This window comes from Brevibacillus fulvus, assembly GCF_016908525.1.
In the GTDB taxonomy this organism is placed as follows: Bacteria; Bacillota; Bacilli; order Brevibacillales; family Brevibacillaceae; genus Brevibacillus_G; species Brevibacillus_G fulvus.
Genome location: NZ_JAFBEB010000013.1, coordinates 1 through 25699, shown reverse-complemented (window position 1 = coordinate 25699; position 25699 = coordinate 1). Strand labels below are relative to the sequence as shown.

Annotated in this window: 23 protein-coding genes; 12 read left to right on the top strand and 11 right to left on the bottom strand. The window is 49.8% G+C overall.

Annotated features, from left to right (window positions below; all coding sequences use genetic code 11):
- Positions 1-34: 34 nt before the first annotated feature.
- The gene (locus tag JOD01_RS15775; RefSeq protein WP_204519274.1) at positions 35-1963 is read right to left on the bottom strand and encodes an ABC-F family ATP-binding cassette domain-containing protein; all 1929 of its coding nucleotides are present in this window, start codon (positions 1961-1963) and stop codon (positions 35-37) included.
- A 131-nt stretch (positions 1964-2094) separates the two neighbouring features.
- Here JOD01_RS15775 and JOD01_RS15770 point away from each other — a divergent pair, with 131 nt between their 5' ends.
- The 7 genes from JOD01_RS15770 (at position 2095) to JOD01_RS15740 (ending at position 7183) form a co-directional block, all read left to right on the top strand.
- Positions 2095-2685: a 5-formyltetrahydrofolate cyclo-ligase gene (locus tag JOD01_RS15770; protein WP_204519273.1), complete on the top strand. Its 591-nt coding sequence runs from the start codon at positions 2095-2097 to the stop codon at positions 2683-2685.
- 75 nt (positions 2686-2760) lie between these two features.
- Positions 2761-3273 (top strand): MogA/MoaB family molybdenum cofactor biosynthesis protein, encoded by a 513-nt coding sequence (locus JOD01_RS15765; protein WP_204519272.1) that lies wholly within the window; start codon positions 2761-2763, stop codon positions 3271-3273.
- Complete coding sequence (locus tag JOD01_RS15760) at positions 3267-4268, top strand: molybdopterin-binding protein (protein WP_204519271.1); 1002 nt, start codon at positions 3267-3269, stop codon at positions 4266-4268. The genes JOD01_RS15765 and JOD01_RS15760 overlap by 7 nt, the downstream gene beginning before the upstream one ends.
- Before the next feature lie 18 nt (positions 4269-4286).
- On the top strand, positions 4287-4649 hold the full coding sequence (locus tag JOD01_RS15755) for a twin-arginine translocase TatA/TatE family subunit (RefSeq protein ID WP_204519270.1): 363 nt from the start codon (positions 4287-4289) through the stop codon (positions 4647-4649).
- Between the two features lie 30 nt (positions 4650-4679).
- Positions 4680-5435: a twin-arginine translocase subunit TatC gene (gene tatC / locus JOD01_RS15750; RefSeq protein WP_239565500.1), complete on the top strand. Its 756-nt coding sequence runs from the start codon at positions 4680-4682 to the stop codon at positions 5433-5435.
- 117 nt (positions 5436-5552) lie between these two features.
- Entirely contained in the window at positions 5553-6587 is a 1035-nt protein-coding gene (locus JOD01_RS15745) for a threonine aldolase family protein (RefSeq protein WP_204519268.1), read from the top strand.
- Positions 6588-6706: 119 nt separating this feature from the next.
- Positions 6707-7183, top strand: coding sequence for a hypothetical protein (locus JOD01_RS15740; RefSeq protein ID WP_204519267.1), 477 nt, complete (start codon positions 6707-6709; stop codon positions 7181-7183).
- On the opposite strand, the gene JOD01_RS15735 is transcribed toward JOD01_RS15740, so the two are convergent.
- The gene (locus JOD01_RS15735) at positions 7170-8441 is read right to left on the bottom strand and encodes a CAP domain-containing protein (protein WP_239565499.1); all 1272 of its coding nucleotides are present in this window, start codon (positions 8439-8441) and stop codon (positions 7170-7172) included. The two genes, JOD01_RS15740 and JOD01_RS15735, sit on opposite strands and share 14 nt — an antisense overlap.
- 253 nt (positions 8442-8694) lie before the next feature.
- Here JOD01_RS15735 and groES point away from each other — a divergent pair, with 253 nt between their 5' ends.
- The gene (gene groES / locus JOD01_RS15730; protein WP_204519266.1) at positions 8695-8979 is read left to right on the top strand and encodes a co-chaperone GroES; all 285 of its coding nucleotides are present in this window, start codon (positions 8695-8697) and stop codon (positions 8977-8979) included.
- Between the two features lie 59 nt (positions 8980-9038).
- Complete coding sequence (groL, locus tag JOD01_RS15725) at positions 9039-10664, top strand: chaperonin GroEL (RefSeq protein ID WP_204519265.1); 1626 nt, start codon at positions 9039-9041, stop codon at positions 10662-10664.
- A 107-nt stretch (positions 10665-10771) separates the two neighbouring features.
- Here the strand turns inward: groL and JOD01_RS15720 are convergent, their stop codons facing one another.
- Positions 10772-12283 (bottom strand): DHA2 family efflux MFS transporter permease subunit, encoded by a 1512-nt coding sequence (locus tag JOD01_RS15720; RefSeq protein ID WP_204519264.1) that lies wholly within the window; start codon positions 12281-12283, stop codon positions 10772-10774.
- Positions 12284-12328: 45 nt separating this feature from the next.
- Entirely contained in the window at positions 12329-12958 is a 630-nt protein-coding gene (locus JOD01_RS15715; RefSeq protein ID WP_204519263.1) for a TetR/AcrR family transcriptional regulator, read from the bottom strand.
- Positions 12959-13223: 265 nt separating this feature from the next.
- On the opposite strand from JOD01_RS15715, the gene JOD01_RS15710 reads away from it, so the two are divergent.
- Positions 13224-14522 carry a helix-turn-helix domain-containing protein gene (locus tag JOD01_RS15710; RefSeq protein ID WP_204519262.1) on the top strand — a complete coding sequence of 433 codons (1299 nt, stop codon included), beginning with the start codon at positions 13224-13226 and terminating at the stop codon, positions 14520-14522.
- Positions 14523-14605: 83 nt separating this feature from the next.
- Here JOD01_RS15710 and JOD01_RS15705 read toward each other — a convergent pair whose 3' ends face one another.
- The 7 genes from JOD01_RS15705 to JOD01_RS15675 all read right to left on the bottom strand — a co-directional run bounded on the left by JOD01_RS15705 (position 14606) and on the right by JOD01_RS15675 (position 22711).
- Positions 14606-15601 carry an ABC transporter ATP-binding protein gene (locus tag JOD01_RS15705; RefSeq protein ID WP_204519261.1) on the bottom strand — a complete coding sequence of 332 codons (996 nt, stop codon included), beginning with the start codon at positions 15599-15601 and terminating at the stop codon, positions 14606-14608.
- A 14-nt stretch (positions 15602-15615) separates the two neighbouring features.
- A complete protein-coding gene (locus JOD01_RS15700; RefSeq protein WP_204519350.1) occupies positions 15616-16578 on the bottom strand; it encodes an ABC transporter ATP-binding protein in 963 nt (320 codons plus the stop codon).
- Positions 16579-16611: 33 nt separating this feature from the next.
- Entirely contained in the window at positions 16612-17541 is a 930-nt protein-coding gene (locus JOD01_RS15695; RefSeq protein ID WP_204519260.1) for an ABC transporter permease, read from the bottom strand.
- Positions 17542-17559: 18 nt separating this feature from the next.
- Positions 17560-18477, bottom strand: a complete 918-nt coding sequence (locus tag JOD01_RS15690) for an ABC transporter permease (protein WP_204519259.1) — start codon at positions 18475-18477, stop codon at positions 17560-17562.
- A 72-nt stretch (positions 18478-18549) separates the two neighbouring features.
- Entirely contained in the window at positions 18550-20124 is a 1575-nt protein-coding gene (locus tag JOD01_RS15685) for an ABC transporter substrate-binding protein (protein ID WP_204519258.1), read from the bottom strand.
- A 26-nt stretch (positions 20125-20150) separates the two neighbouring features.
- Positions 20151-21356, bottom strand: a complete 1206-nt coding sequence (locus JOD01_RS15680; protein WP_204519257.1) for an amidohydrolase — start codon at positions 21354-21356, stop codon at positions 20151-20153.
- Positions 21353-22711, bottom strand: coding sequence for a M20 family metallopeptidase (locus tag JOD01_RS15675; RefSeq protein ID WP_204519256.1), 1359 nt, complete (start codon positions 22709-22711; stop codon positions 21353-21355). Before JOD01_RS15675 ends, JOD01_RS15680 begins: the two co-directional genes overlap by 4 nt.
- A 226-nt stretch (positions 22712-22937) precedes the next feature.
- Between JOD01_RS15675 and JOD01_RS15670 the strand changes: the two genes are divergently transcribed.
- Entirely contained in the window at positions 22938-24245 is a 1308-nt protein-coding gene (locus JOD01_RS15670; protein WP_204519255.1) for an amidohydrolase, read from the top strand.
- 14 nt (positions 24246-24259) lie between these two features.
- The gene (locus tag JOD01_RS15665) at positions 24260-25384 is read left to right on the top strand and encodes a M20 family metallopeptidase (RefSeq protein ID WP_204519254.1); all 1125 of its coding nucleotides are present in this window, start codon (positions 24260-24262) and stop codon (positions 25382-25384) included.
- Positions 25385-25699 lie beyond the last annotated feature (315 nt).

Below are 25699 nucleotides of genomic sequence, written 5' to 3'. Positions count from 1 at the left end.
GGGATGATTGGATGCGAATCGGATTCGCCCCGGATTAAGCCTCCGACAACTCGCTCCATTCGATATACAATGCGTCAATCTCTGCTTTCGCTTGCTCGATGGCATCATTTCGCTCTTTGGCTTGCAAATGGTCGCTGTAAATTTCCGGGAGACAAAGCTCCTCTTCCCACTGTTGGATAGCCTGTTCCCGTTGCTGGATAGCAGCTTCAATCTCCTCAATCCGCCGCAAGCGTTGCCGTTCGCGGCGTTTGGCTTCTTTGTCCAGTTCATAAGAAGACTTGTCTGGCTGCACGGCAGCTGTACCCGCCTTTTTCACTTGGCTGGCCTGTTCCGCTGCCAATTCCGCCAGTTCCTGTTTTTTGTCGACGTAATAATCATAATTGCCCAAGTAACTGGTGACTCCTTCGGGAGACAGTTCCAGCACGCGCGAAGCAATACGATTGAGAAAATAGCGGTCGTGGGACACAAACAAAATGGTCCCCGGATAATCGACCAGCGCGTTTTCCAATACTTCTTTGCTGTAAATATCCAGATGGTTGGTCGGTTCGTCAAAGATCAAGAAGTTGGCTTGCTTCAACATCAGCTTGGCCAGGGAGACACGCGCCCGTTCCCCGCCGGACAATTCGTGGATGCGTTTTTGCACATCATCGCCGCTGAACAGAAAATTCCCCAACAGCGTGCGTACATCCCGTTCCAACATATTGGGGTAGTCATCCCAAATCTCCGTTAAAACGGTCTTGTTTTCATGCAAATTGCGGTGCTCCTGGTCATAGTAGCCGATGGAAACATTGCTGCCGAGCTGGAACGAACCGCTCAAGGGGGCAAGTTCGCCGACGATCGTTTTTAACAAAGTCGATTTGCCGATCCCGTTGGGGCCGACCAGCGCCACCCGTTCTTCCCGTTCAAGCTCAAACAGAAGATTGCGGGACAGCGGTTTTCCGGCATACCCTACGCTCAGCTGATTTACTTTCAACACGACATTGCCGCTCATTTTGACAATATCAAACGAAAAATTGGCCGACTTTTGCTGTGCGATTGGCTTCTCCAGCCGCTCCATTTTTTCCAACGTCTTGCGGCGGCTTTGCGCGCGTTTTGTTGTCGAGGCGCGCGCCAGATTGCGGGCGATAAAATCCTCCAGTTTGGCGATCTCCTCCTGCTGCTTGTCAAACCGCTTCAGCTCTTGCTCCAGCTTTTCCGCTTTCAAATCGAGAAAATGACTGTAGTTGCCGGGATAACGAGTGGCGCGGGTTCGTTCGATCTCATACACTACCGTAACCAGCCGATCAAGAAAATAGCGATCGTGGGATACAACCAAAATCGCCCCCGGGTAGTTCTGCAAATAATTTTCCAACCACGTCAATGTTTCGATGTCCAAATAGTTGGTCGGTTCGTCGAGCAATAAGAGCGTCGGCTCTTGCAACAGCAATTTTGCCAGGGCCAGCCTTGTCTTTTGCCCGCCGCTCAGCACGTGAATCGGCGTCTGGTAGTCCAAATCGGCAAAGCGCAAGCCGTGCAGCACTCCGCGAATGCTCGCCTCGTAGCTGTACCCGCCTTTTTCCTTAAAAGCTTCCATACGCCGGGAGTAATCCTCGGTGATTTGCTGGAACAGCTTTTCATTGGCCAGCACATCCGCTTCGCCCATTTTCGCTTCCAATTTGCGCAGTTCTTGTTCCTCCTGCTGCAAATGGCTGAAGACGGAGAGCATTTCATTCCAGATCGTTTGTTCAGATTCCAGCCCGCTGTCCTGAGCGAGATAGCCAATGGTCACGTCTTTGGGGATACGAATCGCGCCGGAATCGTAGCTGAGTTCCCCCGCCAATATTTTCAGCAACGTTGATTTGCCGGCGCCGTTTACACCGACCAGACCAACTCGTTCGCCTGTTTGTATCTGAAGGGAAATATCTTGTAAAATAACTTCAACACCGTATGCTTTTTGGATGTTTTCCGCTTGCAGTAAAATCATGGTTTCACCTCAAGAGATTCTCTTCATTTCAGTGTATCGTAAGCACAGGGTAGGGACAAGTGAGAAGGACGTGTTTCACACGGAGCATTCTTGGAAACATTGTTTTATTTTTGGGGAAAAAGGTGATAGGGATGGATCGAGTCGAAGCAAAAGCAGAGCTGCGCAAACAGAAACTGGCGGAATTGTCTTCCCTGTTGCCGGATGAACGGGCGTGTGCCTCATCTCTTGCTGCTGAAAGATTGCTTGCGCTAAAACCGCTTGCCGCTTGCCGAACCATCATGCTGTTTTACCCGTTTCGACAGGAGATCGACACGCTGCCGTTTATCGAGCGGGCCATGCAGCGCGGTCAAACCGTATGGCTGCCCGTAACCGATCCGACGGCGAAAAAAATGGTTCCCTATGTATACCAGGGAGCTTCAGCGCTGCGAAGAGGAGCGTACGGAATTTACGAACCGGATCCTGTTTTGTGCCCGGCGGCAAATCTGGTAGAATTGGAGGCAGTAGTGCTTCCCGGTGTCGCCTTTGATCAGGCGGGCGCCCGGCTCGGCTACGGCGGTGGCTATTACGACCGGTTTATCGCCGGTTTGCAGCGAAAGCCGCTTTTGATCGGATATGGCTACTCGCTGCAAGTCGTCAAGCGGGTACCGCGGGAAGTGCACGATGTTGCACTTGATTATGTTGTCACGGATAGTCGTACGTGGGGACCATTTGCAGGTGGATAACGTGACTTAGACATAGAAGGAATTCGCCAAAGCGGTTGTCCCATTTATGCTGATGGAGAGGGGAGGATTTTCAGGATGAACTGGAAAGTAGGGGTCTTGTCAGCCAGCGATTCCATTGCCAAAGGTGATCGGGTGGACGATCGAATCCCGATCATTCGTCGATTGGTACAGGATTGGCTGAAGGTGGAGGTAGCCATCTATCGCCGGGTGACGGACGATATGGAAGAATTAAAGGAACATATGATTGAACTGGTCGACCGCGAAAAATGCGATTTGCTGATTACAACGGGCGGAACGGGTTTGAGTCCGCGCGATGTGACGCCGGAAGTAACGGAGTGGGTTATTGATCGGCCTGTTCCCGGACTGGCCGAAGAAATGCGCCGGGCTGGCCTGCAGCAATCCCGCCGCGCTATGTTGACCCGAGCGGTTGCCGGTACACGGGGGAATTGTTTGATTGTCAATCTGCCAGGCAATCCGAAAGGGGTAGAAATCTGCTTCAATGCGATTGCCGATATGCTTCCCGATGCTTTGCATATTTTGCAAGGAACAGAATATGCCGATGAAGGCTGGGGGGGACGCGGATGGTAAAGAAGCCGAATTTTAAGGAAGTGCCTGTCCGCGAAGCGGTCGGCATGGTGTTGCCCCATGACATGACGCAAATTTTGCCGGGTGAATTTAAAGGCCGCCTGTTCAAGAAGGGGCATGTGATTCGGGAAGAAGATATTGAACCATTGTTGTCCATTGGCAAGGAGCACATCTACATATTGGACATGCCGCCCGGACACATCCATGAAGATGAGGCCGGTACCCGCATTGCCAAGGCGGTAGCGGGCAAGGGATTGTCTCTGACCGAGCCGTATGAAGGCAAGGTATCGCTGAAGGCGGAATGGCTCGGCTTGGCCAAGATCAACGAAGCGGCCGTCCATGCGGTCAATGCGTTGGAAGGCATTGCGCTGGCAACGATATTTGGCGATCAGGTGGTCAAAGCGGGCGAGACGGTCGCGGCCACCCGGATTATTCCTTTAATCATGGAAGAGCAACGGATTGTCGAACTGGAGGCATTGGCGGCCAGCTTCGACGGACCGATCGTTGAGGTCATTCCGTTTGCTCCGAAGAAAATTGGCCTTGTCACAACAGGCAGCGAAGTATTTTCCGGCCGCATCGAGGATAAATTTGGCCCGGCCATCCGCAAGAAGGTGGAGGCTTTGGGCTCGGTCGTGGTGGAACAGCGCTTTGCGCCGGATGACAAAGAGTTGATCCAGCAGCACATCAAGTTTTTTCACGAACAAAAGGTCGATCTGATTCTCGTCACGGGCGGGATGTCTGTTGACCCTGATGACCGAACCCCCGGCGCGATTGCCGATGCGGGAGCGAAGATTGTCCGCTACGGCACGCCGATGCTTCCCGGTTCGATGCTGCTCGTCGGCTACCTTGGGGAAACGCCGGTCCTGGGCTTGCCAGGTGCGGTCATGCACGAGCCGTTTACTTCGTTTGATGTCTTTTTGCCGCGGATCTTGGCCGGCGAACGAATCGAGGCCGCCGACATGACTCGCCTCGGTTATGGCGGACTGCGGAAATCTTGAGAGCGGAGGGGATTAGAGATGGATAACATTGGTTTCCCCGGGATGATCTTGCTGTTGATTCTTGCGTTGGTTTTGTTTGGCCCCAAAAAATTGCCGGAATTGGGGCGTACCGTCGGGCTGGCGGTACGGGAATTTCGCAACGCCGCCCGCAGCGTTGCCTTGGAGGAACAAGCGAGCAGCAAGGATGCCGCGGCGCAACCGGCCGCCGGCGACGACATCCCTGCGGCGGAACGGGCGAAAATCGAGCAGGAAGTACGCGAACGTCTGGAAGCGGAAATTCGGGAGCGGCTGGAGAGGGAGCGGCTGGAGAAAGAAATTCGCGACAAACTGGAAATGGAACGGATGGTACAACAAAACGAGCAAGGCAGTGTAAATCGGTAAGGGTGGGCTTGTATGCAGGAGCATAAAGAAATGACCTTGGTGGAACATCTTGCAGAACTGCGGCGCAGATTAATCTGGGTTATCGTACTGTTTATCATTGCATTGATCGCAGGTGTCTATTTTGCCGGACCGGTAATTGAATATTTGAAACACGACCCGATGGCCGGAGGGGTTCCGCTAAAATCATTTCACCCTTCGGACGCTTTGATGGTCTACATGCAGTTTGCTTTTCTGATCAGTCTGGTCGTGACAGTTCCTTTTGCGCTTTTTCAGCTATGGGGATTTGTCAGTCCCGGTTTGCGGGAAAATGAACGGAAAGCAACCGTATACTTTATTCCGGCGGCGTTCCTGCTGTTTATCGTCGGGATTTTGTTTGGGTATTATGTGGTTTTTCCGATGGTGATCCAGTTTATGGCCGGGGTGACCACCGAGATTGGCGCGGATCCTACTTACGGGATTGCGCAATATTTTGGATTTCTGTTTAATATGGTCATTCCCTTCGGTTTTTTGTTTGAGCTGCCGATTATTGTCATGTTCCTGACACGTCTGCGGCTGTTAAATCCGATGCGGCTGGCCAAAATTCGCCGAATCTCTTATTTCTTGCTGGCGATTGTCGCGATTACGCTGACACCGCCGGACTTTATGAGCGATGTGCTGGTGACCATACCTTTGTTTATCTTATATGAACTGAGCGTCTGGATTTCCCGGGTTGTCTACCGGAAACAACTGCAGGAGGATGCCGCGTGGCAGGAGCGGTATGAAACAGACAGCAACAAGTCGGTATAGGACAAGGCAGTGTGTGGATATGAGCAGTCTCCATCGCCAAGATCGCTCTTCCCGACAGGGGCAAGGCGATCTTTTCTGTTACCATCAAAAATCGGATAGGTTGGAGAGGATCAAAGAATGATACGATTTGAAAACGATTATACGGAAGGCGCGCATGAGCGAATTTTGCAACGCTTGTGGGATACCAATTATGAGCAGACTCCCGGTTACGGAACAGACGAACATTGCGAGAAAGCGAGAGCGTATATCCGAAAAGCTTGTGATCGAGAGGACATCGATGTTCACTTTTTAGTGGGCGGCACGCAAACGAATATGACGGTGATCGCCTCAATCTTGCGGCCATATCAAGGCGCTGTTTCCGCCACGACCGGCCATATTGCAGTTCATGAGACAGGAGCGATTGAAGCGACCGGCCATAAAGTGCTGACATTGCCAAGCGACGACGGCAAAATTCGCGCCGAACAAGTCAGAGAACTGTATGACGCGCACTGGAATGATGCGACGCACGAGCATATCGTCCAGCCGGGCCTCGTTTATATTTCCCATCCTACCGAGAATGGAACGACTTATACGAAAGCCGAACTGGAAGCATTAAGCAAGGTTTGCCGTGAGTGCGGGTTGCCCTTGTTTATGGATGGTGCCCGGTTAGGTTATGGATTGGCGGCCAAAGGCAACGATTTGTCCCTGGCCGATATCGCCCGGTTATGCGACGTGTTCTATATCGGCGGCACCAAGGTTGGCGCTCTGTTTGGTGAAGCGGTTGTAATCACCAATGATGCCCTGAAAAAAGATTTCCGCTATATGATCAAGCAGCGGGGCGGATTGTTGGCGAAAGGGAGATTGTTGGGAATCCAGTTTGAGACTTTGTTTGAGAACGGTCTGTACGGCGAACTTTCCCGTCACGCCGTCGAGATGGCGATGATGATTCGGGAAGCGTTTGTGCAAAAAGGATTTTCCTTGCGCTACGATTCCACCACCAATCAGCAGTTTCCGATTTTGCCGGATGAGGTGTTAACGGAACTCGGCAAAACGTATTCATTCTCCTTCTGGGAAAAAATCGATGACAACCACAGTGCGGTGAGATTTTGCACCAGTTGGGCGACGAAAAAAGAAAATGTAGAAAAGCTGATCGAGGATATTCGAGCGTTGTAAGACGTTTACTTCCGCGCGTAAAGCACTCCCGCAACGGGGAGTGCTTTTTTTGTTGCCCTTATGCATAGCAACTGTAACCAGACAGCCATACTAAACCAAATAGAGGAGGTAGACAGCGTATGTGGCTAATCGTCTGTTTGAGCTTGCTTCTGAATCTTGGTCAGCAACAAGGGACAGCTGCTGAGCAGGTAGAGTTGTTTGATACGGATAAGGAGCGAGTGGTGCAAACGATAAACAACTCCGCAGCGTTTCAGCAAACGGCGCAAGCGATGCTGGCCAGCATTACGGGCAGAGTGATGGAGATCAGTCCCTCGTTGGCCAAAGCGATGATCGTCAAAATTCCGCTTGCTCCGCCGCAACATATGCGGATTCCCAAAGAAAGCGTGGAGGCAGACATTACGAATGTGTTTGTCGTGATGCCCAAACAAGGAGAGCGAAAGCCTTGGCTGCTGTTGCATACAACCGAAAACGATACCATTCTCGTCGAGTTTAGCAGCAGTCTGGACAAACTGAAAAAATTGCTCAACGAAAAAAGAGCCCTGGCACGAGGAAACGCCAAGGCTTGGTACAACAGTGAAACATTTATTGTAATGTGACAAAGTTTTGCGTGTAGTATTCAACCAATACTCCAACGCCCAATTGCCGAAAGTCTTTTTCCAGGATGTTTTTGCGATGTCCAGGGCTGTTCATCCAACTTTCAAACGCCTCAATGGCATCCGGAAAGCCGGCAGCGATATTTTCTCCGGCAAGCTGATAAGAGAGTCCCGCTTTTTTCAAGCGGTCGAAAGGATCAAGCCCGGTTGTGACGGAGATATGTTGAAAAAAGTTGTGCGTCCGCATATCGGTGCTGTGCCCGCGGGCGACTTCAGCCACCTGTTCATTCCAGGCCAGCTGCGGAAGCTTGTGACGATAGCGAATGACATTGACCAGGTCGAGGCTTTGCCGTTCATTGGCCGCGTTGACCAACTCCTGTTGCTTGATGGAGAGTGGAGGGGCATCAAAATTTGGCGCTTTTCCGTAGTAACTCCATCTCGTTTCATAAAAGCCGCCGCGCAGCAGCATCAGTTTGTCGATCATGCGGATCGCGGTAACGAGATTGTGATTCTCCTTGTCGACATAAAAGATGACCGGCGTATTTTCTTGCAAAACAAGCGGGCGCTCTGTCGGTTGGTTGGTGATTTGAATTTGTGTACCCTCATAGGTAAACGATACGTTAGAGGCAAGCTTGTATTGACTGGATAACGTTTGATAGCTGGTGCCTACGCGGATGGAGCCGATTTGAGCCGCAGGTGCATTGGAATACAGATCAACGACTTTTCCATTCAAGATCCCGACTTGGACATAACGGTCGGGATTTTTGTTGTATATCCACCATTCATAGCCGAATGCGCTCGGTTCCTTTCTGACAGGTTGTCCAAGAATGGCGGTTACTTGCTGCGCACTGGTGCCCAGTGTGAGGCCAAACAAGGCAGGAGAAGCGGATTGGTCCGCTTTCTTGGTCATTGCCGCGCTTTTTTGGACGAGGTTGGTCGATCGCGTGACAGCAGCGGCCTGTGCGGCCGGTTCCGCACCAGGTTTGTCTCCAATCCAGGCCATTTGCTTGCGTTGATCCCAGCCTACCGTTTTATGCAGGTTTTGTCCGACCAGATTGAGCGGAACATATAACGTGTCGTTATATTGGATCACGGCAGGCGCATCGGTTTGCCCAGCATTCCAGTTCACTTCTTTTCCGTCATGATAGAGAGTGAATGGCAACGGTCGCACATCGCTTGCTCCGTGCCATTTGGCTCCCAATATCGAAGACAGGCCAAAAAGTGAAAGTGTGAAAAGTATAGTCAAAAATCCTTTTCGCAAGATAGATCCCTCCCGTGCAGCTTGGTTCGAGCCTGTATACTTAAACCATATGGTTCGGAACGATTTGCTAGAACCGCTTTTCTAGCAAAAAAAGAGAAAATGCTAGAAAGGCAAAAAAATTAAGGGAAGCGCGAGGAAAATACTTGCAAATTCATCAGTGATTCTTTATTATAAGAAATGGATGTTAGCACTCAACCTCACTGAGTGCTAACAACAAAAAATTGACCTACATTTTTTGAGGAGGGTGTTTTTTGTGTTAAAGCCATTAGGTGACCGTGTGGTAATTGAACCAATTTCCAAAGAAGAAACAACTGCAAGCGGAATCGTGCTTCCAGACACCGCTAAAGAAAAACCACAAGAAGGCCGCGTTGTCGCAGTCGGATCCGGTCGCGTAGCTGACAACGGAGAGCGCATCGCATTGGAAGTTAAAGAAGGCGATAAAGTTATCTTTTCGAAATATGCTGGCACTGAAGTAAAAGTAGACAACAAGGAATTGCTCGTGCTGCGCGAATCCGACATCCTCGCGATTTTTAGCTAATTCCTTTTTTGACATATTTCTCTATCCAAAACACATACCTACAGGAGGTTGAGTAACTCATGGCAAAACAAATCAAGTTTTCTGAAGATGCCCGCCGTTCCATGCTGCGTGGTGTAGAAACTTTGGCAAATGCCGTTAAAGTAACGCTTGGACCAAAAGGACGCAACGTTGTATTGGAGAAAAAATTCGGTTCTCCTTTGATCACCAATGACGGTGTGACCATTGCGAAAGAAATCGAATTGGAAGATCCATATGAAAACATGGGTGCGCAACTGGTTAAAGAAGTTGCTACCAAAACAAACGATATTGCCGGTGACGGTACCACTACCGCAACTGTACTGGCTGCTTCCATGATCCGTGAAGGTTTGAAAAACGTAACCGCTGGCGCAAACCCAATGGTAATCCGTCGCGGTATGGAAAAAGCTGTTCGCGCAGCTGTGGAAGAAATCAAAACAATCGCAAAACCGGTTGAAGGCAAATCTTCCATTGCGCAAGTTGCCGCTATCTCCGCTGATGATAAAGAAGTGGGTAACCTGATCGCTGAAGCGATGGAAAAAGTGGGCAAAGACGGTGTAATCACTGTTGAAGAGTCCAAAGGTTTTGTAACCGAATTGGAAGTAGTAGAAGGTATGCAATTCGACCGCGGCTACGCTTCCCCTTACATGATCACTGACACTGACAAAATGGAAGCAGTGTTGAACAACCCATACATCTTGATTACTGACAAGAAAATCTCCAACATCCAAGAAGTATTGCCTGTACTGGAACAAGTGGTACAAAGCGGCAAACCGCTCTTGATCATTGCTGAAGATGTTGAAGGCGAAGCGCTGGCTACCTTGGTTGTAAACAAACTGCGCGGTACCTTCACTGCAGTTGCTGTTAAAGCTCCTGGCTTCGGCGATCGCCGCAAAGCAATGCTCGGTGACATCGCTGTTTTGACCGGCGGTGAAGTGATCACTGAAGAACTCGGTCTCGATCTGAAATCCACTCGTTTGGAACAATTGGGCCGCGCTGGTAAAGTTGTTGTTACCAAAGAATACACCACAATCGTGGAAGGTGCCGGCAACAAAGCGGATATCGAAAGCCGCGTAGCGCAAATCCGTCAACAAATCGCTGACACCACTTCCGAATTTGACCGTGAAAAATTGCAAGAACGTCTGGCGAAATTGTCCGGCGGTGTAGCGGTAATCAAAGTTGGGGCAGCTACTGAAACAGAGTTGAAAGAAAGAAAGCTCCGCATCGAGGATGCGCTGAACTCTACTCGTGCCGCTGTTGAAGAAGGTATCGTACCTGGCGGTGGTACTACTCTCGTGAACGTAATCAAAGCGGTAGAAGCGGTTAAAGCAGAAGGCGAAGAGCAAGTGGGTGTACAAATCGTACTCCGCGCTTTGGAAGAGCCAGTTCGTCAAATCGCTGCAAACGCTGGCTTGGAAGGCTCTGTCATCGTAGAGCGTTTGAAAAAAGAGCCTGTAGGTATCGGCTACAACGCTGCTACTGAAGAATGGGTGAACATGCTGGAAGCTGGTATCGTTGATGCTGCGAAAGTTACTCGTTCCGCGCTCTCCAACGCTGCTTCCGTTGCTGCAATGTTCTTGACTACCGAAGCTGTTGTTGCAGATAAACCAGAAGAAATCGTTAAATCGCCTGCTGGCATGCCAGACATGGGCGGCATGGGCATGATGTAATCTGCCCGATAAAAAAAGGCTTCTCGGGAGAAACCTCCGGGAAGCCTTTTTTCTGTCGGATGGCAATGAAAAAGGCGACTCCTGCAAGGAATCGCCTTTTTTGTTTCTTACACGGTCTCGGGCTTCATTTGTTTTTGCCCTTGTCGATTTAATTTCTTGACTGTTTCCTCACTTGTATCAACACGTTTCACAAACAGGGACAAGATGAGAACGACAATATTGATGCCCAAGGTTACATAGAAAGAATATTGAATTCCGGCCAATAAAGCTTGCTGTGTGACTACTGCTTGTGCAGTCTCCGTCATCGTTGCTGGATCTACACCAGACATGAGGCTGTTCGCTTCTGTTTTGGTCACGGAATTCATAATGGTCACAAGTACAGCCGTCCCGATAGAACCGGAAACTTGCTGGGCGGTGTTATTGATCGCTGTACCATGCGGATTTAAGCGTGTGGGCAATTGGTTGAGCCCGTTTGTCATAATCGGCATCATGACCATGGACATTCCTAGCATACGAAGTGTATAGACAATAATGATATACGTGTAACTGGAGTCAATTTGCAAGTTTGCCAGCAAATAAGTCGAGACAGCCGTAATCGACAGTCCGACAACACCAAGAATACGCGGCCCAAATTTATCGAACAGTCTTCCGGTAATCGGGGACATAATCCCCATGATAATCGCGCCAGGCAGCATCATTAACCCGGAATGAAGCGGCGAAATCCCTCTGACGTTTTGTACATAGGCCGGTGTCAAAATCATCCCGGAAAACATCGCTACGGCGTTGACAATCGCAATGACCGACGCCAGGGCAAACATCGGGTATTTGTAAACACGCAAGTCTAACAATGGTTCATCCATTTTCAATTGTCGGCTGATGAAAGCAATCAAAGCAGCTGCCCCGATGATTAAAGTGGTCAAAACAATTGGATTTGTCCAACCGTCCGAGCTGGCCGAACTGAATCCATACAGCAGTCCGCCAAATCCGATCGAAGATAAAACAACAGAAAGGTAATCAAGCGTTGCACTTTTGTTTTGTTCCATGACGTTTTCCAATTTCCAAATGGCCAATAGCAAACTGATGACGGCTAACGGCAAAATCATTTCGAAAAGCAACCGCCAGTCATAATATTCCACAATAAACCCGGACAAGGTTGGCCCGATAGCCGGGGCAGTGATCATGACCAAGCCGAAGACGCCCATCGCGGTCCCGCGTTTTTCACGAGGGAAACTTACCAGCATGATATTCATCAACAAAGGGCCCATTACCGAAGAACCGGCAGCCTGGATCATCCGTCCGAAGAGCAGTATCCCAAAGTTTGGGGCAAAAGCTGCCAAGGCCGTCCCTAAAGTGAAAATGGCCATCGATACAATAAACAGGCGACGGTTGGAGAAGCGCGTGATCAAAAAGGCTGATGCCGGAATTAAAATCCCGCTGACAAGCATATAGCCCGTCGAAAGCCACTGGATAGACGAATAATCTTTAATATTTAAATCTGCCATGATCGAAGGCAGGGCGACATTTAACAGCGAGTTATTGAGGAACGAAACAAACGCTCCGACAAATAAGATCGCAATCATTAAATACGGTGTTTTTTTCTGGTGTAGCATAGAATCCATATACGTATTCTCCTTGTTGTAGTTATATTTTTGCGCACGAGGCGACTAGACACTTGCGCCGTTTTCGAGATACAGTCCTCGCTTGACCATTTCCATTTGTTGGCGGTAATTTTGCAATGCTTCCTCTTCGGTTAAATCTTTGGCAAAAGTCTGCACAAGGTTATGAAAGGTGATGGCTGTAATAATTTTGATCAAATGATGCAATTCTTGATCGTCTTTAACGTTCAAATGTTTGCGATTGATCATGTTCATCATCAGTCGGTTCTGGCTTTTTTGATTCTCTTCATATACATTGCTAGCCAATGTTTTTTCCAAACGATAATTCATATTGGAAAAAGCATTTCGAAAGAAGTTTTTATGTTCTTGGCTTTTGTGATCTTTTACCATAAGACGGAAAAAATCGAGACAGGTTGCAAACAAGTCACCGTCCTTCTCCTGCAGCAGAGTGACAAACCGCTCGAAATTTTTTTGTGAGAGTTGGTGTAACAGGTAATAAAACAGATCTTCTTTATCCGCAAAATACTGATAAAAGCTGCCCCTCGGAATTCCCGCCTTTTTGATGATATTGGCGATGGAGGCTTCATGTAATGGAACTCTGGAGAACTCCTCCTTGGCAGATTGCAGCAATTTGTTCTGTTTCTCTGGCGACAAATGAAAAAACGTTTGTTTTGGCATTGTTTCTGCTATCCTTTCCCAAATAAATGACACGGTGTCATAACGAATAGTGATTATTATATATGACACCGTGTCATAAAGCAATACGCAAAATGACATTGTGTCACAATTGTTTTAAAAGGAAAAACAAAAAGCTCTGTTCAGTAATGCCAATCGATTGTATCAAAATTTTACAAAAATGTGATAAAATAGAGGGGAGTAAGTTGCTGTTTCGCAAGATTTTCTGTTGGGCATGCCCTTCTGCCCAGACAAAGGGGATGAGGTGTTGGACAGGCTTGCTATTGTTGGTCCGAAAGATTCCGTTGAACATATATTGCGGGTGTGTAACCAGGAAAACTTGTTCGAACCGATCCCGCTGCCATACGCCCGGCTGGAGGAATGCCGGCAAATAATTGAAGACAATCGGCATCGGATCGACTTTTGGCTTTTTTCCGGTCCAATCCCGTATTCTTATTGTCTGGACCAGTCGTTGGTTTCCGAAAAAAATGCCGCTTACCCGCCGCTGAACGGACGCGGGCTGATCAATACGCTGTTCCGTGCCTTTCGCGAGCGAATAAATATACAGGCGGTCAGTTTTGATCTGTTTCCCCACAGCGAAGTGGAGGAGACTTTGCAGGAATTGCGAATGGAGAAGTTGCGCTATTTTACAACAGGCTTTCCCGATGATTGGGACACGGAAAAGTTAGTTTCCCATCATATGAAACTGTGGGAGTCAGGCGCCGCCGACACCGTTTTTACTTGTATCGGCAGTGTGTACGAGACGCTGCAAGCGACAGGCATTCCCGTATACCGCGTTTCCGCCCCGATTTCCGTATTGCGCAGCACCTTGCATGAAATCGAACAGCGCGTCAAAACGGAAAGGTACCAACTGTCTTCCATCGTCATTATGGCGATCGAAGTGGACTATCCCGTCGAACTGAGCAAGTTTTCCTTTTCTTATCAATACAAGAAAAGACATACCCAGTTGCACTACGGTTTGCTGGATTTTGCGGAGAAGATTAACGGCTCTTTGTTTCAAAGCACAACCAATCTGTTCTTGCTGTTTACGACAAGCGGCGAGTTGGCCAATTTTCTGCAGAAACAAAGTCCGTATGAGTTCTTGCACAACCTGAAGGCAATGTATGAGGTAGTGGCACGGATCGGCATCGGCTACGGTTTGAACGTCCATCTGGCAGAAAAAAACGTGCAAAAAGCTCTGGAACACGCCAAGCGGTATGCCAATTCGACCATCTTTGAAGTGAGGGAGGACGGCAGCGTACATGGACCGCTGGAACTGGCGGGAAAAGGGAATGATCAGGAACCATACAGTGTGTACAAGCACAATCGCAAACTAAAGGAAGCGGGATTAAGTCCGCTGTTGCTGTCGCGTTTGGAAGCGATTTCAAAACAATATGGGATCAAGGAAGTGACGCCAAGCTATTTGGCTGATTTCCTCAAGGTTACAGAGCGAAACGCGAGACGAATCTTGCAAGAGATGGAAAGAGCGGGACTGGCTACCCATGTGCGAATCGAACAAACAGAGGGAAGAGGCCGCCCGCGAAAGGTGTATAAAATTTTCCATTAGATGCAAGAAAACAAACGAATAGATGTAAGAAAACAAACGAACCGACCAGCAAAAGGATACCTGGTCGGTTTTTGCTTTGTATTTTATGTCCCGAGGGGAAAGTGGCAGGCTACCGTATGTCCCTCCGCGATTTCTTGCAGGGGCGGCGGCGTTTGGCTGCAAAGGTCTGTGGCATACGGACAACGCGTATGGAAGCTGCAGCCTTTTGGCGGATTGGCCGGACTGGGCAGGTCTCCTTCCAACAGCATCCGTTCTTTTCGTTTGGTCGGGTCCGGAATCGGAACGGCCGATAACAAAGCTTCCGTATACGGATGGCGCGGATTGGCAAACAACGCGTCGCGGTCAGCCAACTCCACGATTTTCCCCAAATACATGACGGCAATCCGATCGCTGATATGTTTGACAGCGGGCAGGCCGTGAGCGATAAAAATATAGGTAAGACCGTAATCCGCTTGCAATTTTTTCAACAAATTCAAAATTTGCGATTGAATCGATACGTCGAGCGCAGAAACCGGTTCGTCGCAAACAATGAGTTTCGGCCGCAACGCCAAAGCTCTGGCGATCCCGATGCGTTGGCGCTGGCCGCCGCTAAATTCGTGGGGATGGCGGGACAAATGGTGTTCGCCCAGCCCGACGACTTCCAGCAATTCAATCACTTTTGCTTTTAACTCTGCTCCTTTGTACATCCCGTGGATTTTTAAAGGCTCTGCAATAATATCTTCCACTTTCATTCTCGGATTGAGCGAAGCAAACGGGTCCTGAAAAATGATTTGCATATCTTTGCGCATTTTGCGAATTTCTTCGGGACTTAGTTTGGTCAAATCCTTGCCTTCAAACAGGATTTCTCCTTCTGTTGCGTCCAACAGCTGCAGAATCATCTGGCCGGTCGTCGATTTCCCGCAGCCAGACTCCCCGACAATCCCCAACGTTTCTCCGCGATGAACGACAAAATCAAGTCCATCTACCGCACGAACGTAGCCAACCTGTTTGGAAAACATGCCTTGTTTAAACGGAAAATATTTTTTTAACCCTTTCACTTCCAATAGGAGTTGGTTTGGTTGATCTTTGGCTTGGCTCATTGGCAATCCCTCCCTTATGCGTGAAAACACCGCACCTTATGATCGTTATCTCTTTGCTCAAGGGCCGGTTTGGCTGTCATGCAGCGGCTGTCGGCCAGCGGACACCTTGGATGAAAGGCGCAGCCGGTCGGCATATCCAATGGATTGGGGACCGTCCCTTCGATGGAATCCAGTTCCTCGCGCTGCTCGTCAAGTTTGGGCAGGGATTGCAGCAGCCCTTTGGTATACGGATGTTTGGGAGAAGAGAACAACTCATAGACCCCGGCTTCTTCCACGACTTGACCGGCATACATGACGACGACCCGATCAGCCATCTCGGCCACCACACCGAGGTCATGGGTAATCAAGATGACGCCGGTTTCCCGTTCCTTGCTCAGCTTGTTCATCAGTTCGAGAATTTGCGCCTGGATCGTCACATCCAGCGCGGTTGTCGGTTCGTCGGCAATCAACAGGCGGGGGTTGCAGGCCAGAGCCATGGCGATCATCACCCGTTGGCGCATCCCTCCGGACAACTGATGGGGATAGTTCTCAACCACTTTTTCAGCGCGAGGAATTCCGACGAGCTTTAACATCTCGATACTGCGTTCTCTCGCTTGCTGCTTGTTCAACCCTTCGTGCAAGCGAAGCACTTCACCGATTTGATTGCCAATCGTAAAAATCGGATTGAGCGAGGTCATCGGTTCCTGGAAGATCATCGAGATTTTGTTGCCGCGCAGTTTGCGCATTTCTCTTTTGTTTAATTTCAACAAATCTTGTCCTTCAAACAAAATTTCCCCGCCAACAATTTTTCCTGGCTCTGCAACGAGCCCCATAATCGAGAGGGACGTGACGCTTTTTCCGCAGCCGGACTCGCCAACGATCGCCAGCGTTTCTCCGCTGTTGACCGTAAAGCTGACGCCATTGACGGAAGGAACGGTTCCATCTTCTGTATGGAAATGGGTTTGCAGATTATTGACCTGAAGCAGCTCAGCTCCCATCATGCATCTCTCCTTTATGTGACAACTTGGTTCCTACTTGCCGCCTTTAGCTTTCATCCGTGGATCGAGAATGTCACGGAGAAAATCGCCGAGGAAAATGATACCCAAAACGGTGATTGTGATCGCGATTCCCGGGAAGGTAGCCACCCACCAGCTAGTCGCCAAATATTGGCGTCCATCGCTCAACATGCCTCCCCAGGAGACGGTCGGCGGCTGAATACCCAAGCCGAGAAAGCTGAGTGAGGCTTCGAGAATAATCGTCGTAGCGACACTGAGCGTGGAAATAACGATAAAAGACGAAATAACGTTGGGCAGGATATGAGTGAAGATGATTCGAAAGTTTTTCGCGCCGACTGCCCGGGCTGCCCGCACAAAATCACGTTCCTTGATGCTGAGCACTTCACTGCGGACGATGCGCGCATAAGTGGTCCAGTTGGTTACACCGAGGACGAAGATCAATGTGAGCAGGCTCGGTCCCATCACCGCGAGAATGACCAGCATGAATAAAATATTGGGAATCGCCAGAAAGGCGTCGGTTGTACGCATAATGACACTGTCGAGCCAGCCGGTATAGTACCCGGAGACGAGCCCGAGAATAATGCCGATAAACCCGGCGACGACAACCGCGCAAATCCCGACCAGCAGGGAGACTTGCGAGCCGTAAATGATGCGGCTCAACACATCGCGCCCCAAATTGTCGGTTCCCAGCGGATAATCGGATGTTCCTTTTTCCATCCAGACGGGAGGCAGCAAACGTTTTGCCACATTGGTTTTGGCCGGATCATGCGGGGCAAGAACAGGAGCGAAGACGGCCATCAAAACCATGCAAAGCACAATAAACAATCCGATCGTTCCTGTTTTGCTTTTGAACAACTGGCGAGAAAAACGCACCAGATTGCTGGGACGGTTGCTTTTGGTTGCCAGAACGCTCGGGCTAACCTGGGTTTCCATTGGTGCCGACATGAGCATCCACCTCCATCATCAGTTGTATTTGATTCTCGGGTCGAGAACGCGATAGGCTAAATCGGCCAGCAAGTTGCTCAAAATAACCAGAATCGAAACGACAAAAACCGCTGCCTGTACGATTGCCATATCCCGCTGATTGACAGCCTGAATCAGCAAATTCCCCATGCCAGGCCAGGAAAAGACGGTTTCGGTGATCAAGGTTCCCCCGATCAGATGGGAAGTTTGCAAGGCCATGATCGTAATTACAGGGACGAGCGAGTTTTGGAAGGCGTGTTTGTAGATGACGATCCTTTCCAGCAAGCCTTTGCTTCGCGCCGTACGGATATAATCCTGCTGCAAAATTTCCAGCATGCTGGAGCGGATCAGGCGGGTCATTTCTGCCGCGACACCGGTTCCCAACGTAATCGCCGGCAATACGAGGTGGGCGAACGTTCCTTGACCTGACACCGGAAAGACCCCCCAATGAACGGCGAACAGCAGGATGAGCATGATCCCCAGCCAAAAGCTGGGCATCGCTTTGCCTAGAACGGCTCCGCCGGTGACAAATACATCGAGAAACGAATTTCGTTTCGTTGCTGACAGAATACCTAACGGGATCGCGATCAAAGTGGCAACAACCATCGAGGAAATCGCCAGTTCAAAGCTTGCCGGCAAACGTTCCAGCACGATCGGCAAGGCCGGTTCCTGGTACCGGAAGGAATTCCCGAAGTCTCCTTGCACGAGATGGCCCAAAAATTTGAAATATTGCACATACAACGGTTGGTCCAATCCCAAAGCCTTGATCAAGATGGCGCGATCCTCATCTGTCGCGGTATCGGAAAGCATCAGCGTGACAGGGTCGCCTGTGACGTGTACCAGCACAAAGACGATCAGCGAAATAAGAAAGAGGACGGGAATGATTTGCAGCAATGACCGTATGAGAAATTTTTTCATTCTTTTGCCTCCCGGAATGATGGTTTTAAAACGAACGGGCCTCACGAAGAGACCCGTCCCGTTTCCGAATCGTTATTGCTTGAGGGTGATTTCGTCGACCGGCAGCATTTCATCCAGTCGAGGTTCAAACTGTATCCGGTTGCTGTTGTATCCATAGTTGGCACCCATCTGGAACAAGTAAATGAACGGGCGATCGTTGGCGACCATTTGCTGAGCCTGTTGATATTGTTTCTCGCGCTCTTGTTCATTCAGGTTTGTTTCAGCTTCTTCCAACAGTTTGTCGAGTTCCGGATTGTTGTAATCAGTTTCCCCCTTGGCAATGGCAGAACTTGCACGGTCAAAGGCTAGAGAAGCATCGAACATGGAGTTCCCGTAGGCGATCATAAACAGTTCGTTCATCTTTTTGCCGCGATATTGCTCATTAAATTTGCTCCACTCTTGCAGATCGAGATTCACTTTGATGCCCACTTCACCCAGCATGGCTTGAATCAATTCGGCAGTTTCCTTGTCTTTCAGATAACGGCCGCTTGGGGAACTGAGGGTGATTTCCAGTCCGTTTGCGTAACCCGCTTCCGCCAGCAGCTGCTTGGCCTTTTCCGGGTCGTACAGGGAAGTGCCGTACAGCGATGGATCTGCCCCGAAGTTGCCTGGGGTAACACGCGTCCGGGTGACGGTGCCGCCGCCAGCGAGAATATTGTCCACAATCGCCTGTTTGTCGATGGCCAAGTCAATCGCTTCGCGTACTTTCGGATCGGCGGTTTTCGTGCCGGGAGTCATCCGTACCGTCAACTGCATGACGCGTTGGGTCGGTCCCTGTGCGACTGCGGTTCCCTCGTTATTTTTGATCCGGTCCAGATCGGTAGGCGGAATGTTGACAGCCAAATCAACGCCACCGGTCAACAATTCGGAAACACGGGTGGCATCTTCCGGAATGGAGCGGAAAACCACTTCATCCCATTTAGGCTTGTCGCCGAAGTAGTCGTCGTTTTTGACCAGGATCAGGCGATCGTCGCGTTTCCATTCTTTTAATTTGTAAGGGCCGGTTCCAACCGGATTTTTCAGATATTCGTCAAAGCCTTTTTCTTGAATGTATTTGGAAGGCAACATTCCCGAGCCCAGCCGGGAAAGACGATTGAGCAGCACCGGCTGCGGACCGTCGGTAATGATGTGAACAGTGTGATCATCAATCACTTGCACTTCCTTGATCTGTTTGTAATTTCCGTATTCCAGCAACGTTTGATCTTTGGCAACCCGTTCGAGCGTATATTTGACGTCGGCTGCTGTAAACGGATCGCCATTGTGGAATTTGACCCCTTCCCGCAGCTTGAACTCCCAAGTGGTGTCATCCAACTGTTTCCACGAGGTAGCCAAATCAGGCTGGAGCTGCTGGTTTTTGTCTTTTTTGACCAGATAATCAAACATGTTCACATGGACGGCTTCGGTTGAGGTGTTGTTGTGATTGTGAATATCGAAGCTGACAATATCGTTGCCGCTTGCGATGGTCAACACCTTTTTGCCGCTGTCTGTTTGTGTGGACTTGCTGGTGGAATTCTCCGTTTGCGGAGTGTTTGCCGATTGTTGACTGCCGCATCCTGCGACCCCCAGCAACAGCATTAAAGCAAGACTGGCCATGGCAAAACGTTTCATGATTCAAACCCCCTTCATGTTTCTCTTTAACTTTTTTGCAAGTACTGCAAAGCAACGGCCGACAGCATGGCGGAACCGAGCGGCAAAGCATCCTCATCGAGGTCAAACTGCGGGTGGTGCAGAGGATAAATCGCATTTTTTTCCCGATTGCCTACTCCCAGCCGGAAAAACACGCCGGGAATTTCGTGGGTGTAATAGGAGAAGTCCTCTCCGCCCATCGAAGGTTTAACGAGGCGTGACTTTCCTTGGCCCAATACCAGGTCTGCCGTTTCCAGAACAAGATCGACCATCGCATCGTCATTGATTACGGAAGGATAGCCCATGTGATAGGTAAACTCGTAGGTGGCGCCAAAGGCATCTGTGACGCCTTTGATGATCTTTTCCAATCTTTCCGGCATTTCCGCGCGGAGTTCCGGATTCAGAGTGCGCACGGTTCCTTGCATGGTTACTTCTGGTGCGATGACGTTGCTGGCCGATCCGCCTTCGATCTTGCCGATCGTGACGACGATGGAATCAAGCGGGTCAACATGGCGGCTGGCAATATGCTGGAGAGCGGAGATCACTTGGGCGCTGATCACCACGGAATCGACGGAGGTATGCGGATGGGCAGCATGGCCTCCGCGACCGATTACCTTGATCGTGATCGTATCCGCGGCGGCGCAGCCAATTCCTCTGACGGCGGTTATTTCACCAACCGGCACAAACGGAAAGACGTGCAATCCGGCAATGGCATCCACTGGCGGATCGCTTAACACGCCATCGTCCATCATCGCTTTTGCGCCGGCCCCGCCTTCCTCGGCGGGCTGAAAGATAAACTTGATGTTGCCGCGCTCCGGTTTGCCCAGTTGGCAGAGCAGTTGCGCTGCCCCCATGAGCATGCTGGTGTGGGCATCATGTCCGCAAGCGTGCATTTTGCCAGTGACTGTTGATTTGTATTCCACCTGTTTTTGATCCAGGATCGGCAAGGCATCCATATCGGCTCGCAGCCCGATTGTCGGGCCTGGTTCTTTTCCGCGAAGGAGACCGACCACTCCGGTGCGGCCAACTCCCCGGGTTACCTCAAGACCCAAACTCTCCAAATGCTGGGCCACTTGCCCGGAAGTGCGAACCTCCTCGTAAGCAAGCTCAGGATGCTGGTGAAAGTCGCGTCTCCAGGCAATGAGCTTGTCTTTCAGCTCGCTCGCTTTTTTGAGCAGTTCTGAGCTTTCATAAAGTTCGGGCTGGACCGTCACTGCGCATCACCTCGTTTGGCGAAGTCTTCAATAATGGCGGCAATATGTTTGATTCCTTGAATATAATCATCAACCAGAATATTTTCATTTGGCGCATGGTTGTTGGAGGCGAAGTTGCCCACTCCGACTGATACGGCAGGTATCCCCAGGCTTTGGCACAATACATACATCGGTCCTGTTCCGGGCGACATGGGCATCACTGTTGGCTCCATTCCGTAAATCTGCTCGGCTGTGCCGAGAACACTGGCTGCCAAAGGATTCCAAATCTCTGTACGCGCGGGATGTTCCAGCGTAAAGGAGTGAATCTCAATATCGGAAAAACCGTGTTTGTCGAGATGCTTTCGCAGCAAATTGCGTATCTCGTGCGGATCTTGATCGGGAACAAGCCGGAAGTCGATTTTGACTCTCGCTTCCGAGGGCAAGACAGTTTTTGAACCTTCACCGGTATAGCCCGATTCAATCCCGCAAATGGTGCAGGTTGGTTGGAAGATCAGCTTTTCTTTTAAAGGAAGGCCGGACAAGTTCAGTAAGAATGAATCCAGTCCCAACTTTTCCAAAGTGCTTTCCTCGCTGTAAATCATCTTCTCCAAGACGTCTCGATCGGCTTCGGTAAGTGCCGCCACTTTGTCGTAAAACCCTTCAATTTGCACCTTTTCATCCGGGGTTTTCAAGGTGGAAAGAGCCCAGATCAAGCGCCAAGCCGGATTTTCAATGATCGCTGCATTGGCGGAATGCAGATCTGTGTTCGCTCCTTTGCATCTCAGTTCGACATAGCACATTCCTTTCACGCCGAGGCTGACTTGCGGGCGCCCATCGGCATTTTTGTAGCCGAACTCCCACAGGCATCCGTCTGCCTGAAGCAAATCGCGGTGGTGTTCAACAAATTCTTCGAGATGAACGCTTCCGATTTCTTCTTCCCCCTCGACAACAAATTTTACTTGCAGGGGAAGCGAACCGCGTACTTTTTGAAAAGCGTGCACCGCAGCCAAACGTGCCAGCAGATTGCCCTTGTTATCGGCAACGCCTCTGGCATAAATGCGGCCATCGCGTATTTCAGCGGCGAATGGCGGGGACTCCCACAATTCAAGCGGGTCTTCCGGTTGGACATCATAGTGATTGTAGAAGGAGAGGGTTTTGCTTTTTTCTTGGCCGAGGACTCCATAGACGACCGGATATCCCGATGTTTCCACTTGCATCGTCTCGGCGCCCAGTTCCTTCAGCTTTTTTTCTACCATTGCGGCGGTTTCTTTCATTCCGCGGTTTTGCGCGGCAACGCTCGGTTGGCGGCAGATCTCCTGAAGCCATGAAATATATTCCTCTTTGTTGCGGTCGATAAAATCGAATACGTCTTGCAAGGAATGGCCCCCTTTAACGGAAATATTCCAAAATTTAATTATTCAAAATAATAAGATAAACCATTTAATTTTGTCAATTCAAAGTATTATAAATATTTTTTGGCATATACCCAAAATGAGGGAGGAATTCAAAGTCTTTTAGCGAACGGGTTTATTAAATTAACGGAAAATTTCCGAAATAAGACCCAAAATTAAATGCAAGATTACAACGGAATGAGGGGAAGGTATGTCCGAACAGTTGGAGCAGTTAGTCGAAACGCTATATCCCACTTTGGTCGAATGGAGACGAGATTTTCATTATTATGCGGAATCGGGCTGGGTTGAATTCCGCACTGCCTCGAAAGTGGCGGCCAGGTTGGCGGAATGGGGTTATGAAGTGAAGGTGGGGCGAGAAGTTATCAAGGACGAGGCCCGGATGGGGGTCCCGTCGGAAGCGTTTTTGCAGGAGCAACTGAAACGAGCGTTGGAGCAAGGGGCTGATCCTGATTGGATTCCTCGCTTGGCAGGCGGCTTCACCGGGGTGGTGGGAATCTTGCGGACCGGAAAGCCTGGTCCTACTGTCGGCTTCCGTTTTGATATGGATGCTTTGGACATTCAAGAGTCAAGTGATCCGGAGCATATCCCGGTTGCCCAAGGGTTTCGTTCAACCAATGCAAATATGATGCACGCTTGCGGCCATGATGCTCATACCGCGATTGGACTGGGACTGGCCAAGACGCTGATCGCATTGAAAGAACAGTTGACAGGGACGATTCTGGTTATCTTTCAGCCTGCGGAAGAAGGAGTCCGCGGAGCGAAATCGATGGTAGAAGCGGGCGTGCTGGATCAGGTCGAAATGTTTTTTGCTTCCCACATCGGGACGGGGCCGAAGTTAGGAGAGGTGGTATGCGGAGCCAGAGGCTATTTGGCCACCACCAAACTGGATGTCACTTATCAGGGGGTCGCCTCTCATGCTGGGGGAAAGCCTGAGGAGGGCAAAAACGCGCTTCTGGCCGCAGCCGCTGCAGCGCTTAATCTGCATGCCATCTCCCGTCACAGTGAGGGTGCTTCGCGTATTAACGTCGGGGTATTACAGGCGGGCAGCGGGCGGAATATTGTGCCCAGTCGGGCGACACTTAAGATTGAAACACGCGGCGAAACATCGGAAATTAATGAATACGTTTACAATCAAGCTTTGCAAATCATCCGCGGTGCGGCCGCCATGTACGGTGTGCAAGAATCGATTTCGATTCAGGGAGAAGCGCGGAGATGTGACTCAAGCGAGGAACTGATTCCGTTTATACGCACGCAAGCGAAAAAGGTGCACGGTGTTGAGCGAGTGTTGGATCATCATCCGGCGGGGGGATCAGAGGATGCGACGTACATGATGGAGCGGGTTCAACAAAACGGAGGACTTGCTTCTTACTTGATTTTTGGGACAACTTTGGCAGCGGGACATCACAATGAGCGGTTTGACATTGATGAACAAGCGATGAAAATCGCAATCAAAACGTTGGCATTATGCGCAATGCAGGCGTATCAACTTCAAAAATGAGAGGATGAACATATATGTCAGAATTGTACACCTATTTGCAAAAAAATCAGCTAAACATTCTGCAAGATATTGAGACGGTGGTCAAAGCGGAATCGCCGTCTAACGTTAAAGCGGCCGTTGATCGCTGCGGCGCCGTCCTTGCTTCGCTTTTCCAAAAATATTTTGGAGTCGATCCTGTTGTTTATCCGCAAACAAATACAGGCGATCATATGCGATTTGCGATCGGTGAAGGCGAAGGACAAATTTTGATCTTGGGGCACTTTGATACCGTATGGGATATCGGCAGACTCAGTTACCGCATCGAAGGAAATAAAGCTTACGGACCGGGGATCTTTGACATGAAAGGCGGAATTGTTCAGTCTCTTTGGGCGATCAAAGCTTGTCGAGAGCTTGATTTGCCGATCAGGAAGAAAATCGTCTTTCTTTGCACATCAGATGAGGAGATCGGGAGCGGCACTTCGCGAGCAATAATAGAAGAAGAAGCGAGAAAGAGCGAGGTCGTTTTGGTTGCCGAGCCGCCCGTTGCCCAGTCGGGTGCGCTTAAAACATCACGAAAAGGCGTCGGCATGTATACCGTCGCGATTAAAGGCAAGGCTGCACACGCCGGGAACCATCATCAGGATGGAATCAGTGCTGTAGAAGAAATGGCAAGACAGATCATTTATCTGCATAGTCTGACTGATTATGAAAAAGGGACTACTTTAAATGTAGGGATAGCCCAGGGGGGATCACGGAGAAATGTAGTGGCCGAATCGGCGGAAGCCTTTGTCGATTTGCGGGTAAGCAGTATGGAGGAAGCCGAGCGAATTGATAGCTTGCTAAGACAGCTGCAGCCTCATCAGCAAGGAGTTACTATAGAAGTGAATGGAAGCGTCAGTCGCCCGCCGATGGAAAAAAGCGAACAAACCGACCGCTTGTTCCGTTTGGCCAGAGAATGCGGAACGGAACTGGGATTGGACTTGAAAGAAGCATTTGTTGGCGGTGGAAGTGACGGTAACTTTACGGCAGCCGTGGGCGTTCCAACATTGGATGGATTGGGTGTGATGGGGGATGGGCCCCATGCGGAATATGAGCATATTTTAATTGATCAGTTACCGATTCGCGCTGCCCTGTTCGCAAAGCTGCTAATCGCGTTGTAGGGCCATAACCTCAACTTGTCGGGCCAAAGAGGGGGAACCTCTCTTTGGCTTTTTGTTTTTGTCTAATCTAAAAATTGGGCTTGCCTTGCGTTGTAGGATTTGTTATTATTTTGGACGTTGGTTTTACAATCTTATTGAAAAAAGAGAAAGTTAGCCAAAAAAATCCTCTTGATTCAAGATAGATTGTATGATAGAGTTTATAGAGTAAGCGTTGAATAAGATGTTCTTTGAAAACTGAACAGCGAAACGTTTGAAGTGATCAAATCACAAGCCAAGCAATTTCTTTTTGAACCAAAGATCAACACTTAACTTTAT